The organism is Rhodobacter capsulatus (assembly GCF_005144475.1).
Lineage (GTDB): Bacteria > Pseudomonadota > Alphaproteobacteria > Rhodobacterales > Rhodobacteraceae > Rhodobacter > Rhodobacter capsulatus_C.
Window position 1 is genome coordinate 1 of the sequence record NZ_SWJZ01000105.1, and the last position, 1,002, is coordinate 1,002.

Here is a 1,002-nt window from a genome sequence, read left to right on the forward strand (position 1 = left end):
CCGTCTATCCGCGCGAGGTGATCAAGCGGGCGCTGATGCTGAACGCGAGCGCGCTGATCCTGATCCACAACCACCCTTCGGGGGATCCGACACCGTCGGAGGCCGATCTCAGCATGACCAAGGAGATCCAGAAGGGCTGCCGTTATCTCGGCCTGACGCTGCATGACCACATCATCGTCGGTGCCGGGGCCGAGATGAGCCTGAGGGCCCTCGGCAAGCTCTGACGATCAAGCCGGGTCCTGAACCGTCGCCCTTCGAGGAAGAGGGCGGCGGTTTTGGGGTGACGGTGATGGCGGGGAGAGAGGCTTCCCGCCCCCGTCGCAGGAGAATCCGAGATGCTCGATCAAGAGTTCCACGCGCGAAAGGCCACTCCGACGATGCGGTTTGACGCCGATGCGCGGTCCAATCCCGATCTGCCCTTCGTTCTGAAACTTGTCGCCCCGGATATTGGAGCGGCGATGGCCGGGCAGGACCGCCCGGTCGAGCTTGATCGCTATGCGACGCTCGCGGACGCGATGTTTGCTGCGGTCGTGCTGGCGCAGGAAGTCAGCGCCGATGTTGCCCCGCATATGATGGTGATCCTCGATCGCGAAGAGCGGCTCGTGTTGGCGGGAGAGCTGGCCGATGGTGCGATCGCCTGGTGCAACCCGGTCCTCTCCGCGCCCGAGGCCCGTTCGGTGTTGCGCGAGGCGAGCGGCTTGCGTGCGCGGGCGAGCCAGGCGGCCGGATGGCGCGAACATGGGTTCGTGGCGCATCTGCGCCGTCGCGCGGATCACCTCGAGGGGCGTCTTGTCGATCCGCTCTGGCGTGCCATCGCCGCCCGCGCGCTGCAGGTTGCGGCGTGAGAGCCGAGAGATCGAGAAGGGCAGGGGGGATTTGGAGCGCCGCCGGGGGAGAGATCGCCCGGTCCGGCGTCCCCCCTTTTCCCGAACCGGAGTTGACCCGATGACCATGACCGAAGTCCCCCTGCGCGCCGCAGATGGCGCCCTCGGCCGTCGATCT

2 protein-coding genes are annotated in these 1,002 nt (G+C 67.1%); both read left to right on the top strand.

Going from position 1 to position 1,002, the window contains the following annotated elements; translation table 11 throughout:
- Positions 1-224: JAB domain-containing protein (locus FBT96_RS18510; protein WP_283234949.1), on the top strand; the 224-nt coding region annotated here is incomplete at its 5' end.
- A gap of 111 nt (positions 225-335) precedes the next feature.
- Positions 336-845: a DNA repair protein RadC gene (locus FBT96_RS18515; protein ID WP_136909289.1), complete on the top strand. Its 510-nt coding sequence runs from the start codon at positions 336-338 to the stop codon at positions 843-845.
- The last annotated feature ends 157 nt before the right edge of the window (positions 846-1,002 follow it).

Coding starts and splice junctions, on each gene's coding strand:
- FBT96_RS18515 (WP_136909289.1), top strand. CDS start 336: ATGCTCGATCAAGAGTTCCACGCGCGAAAGGCCACTCCGACGATGCGG.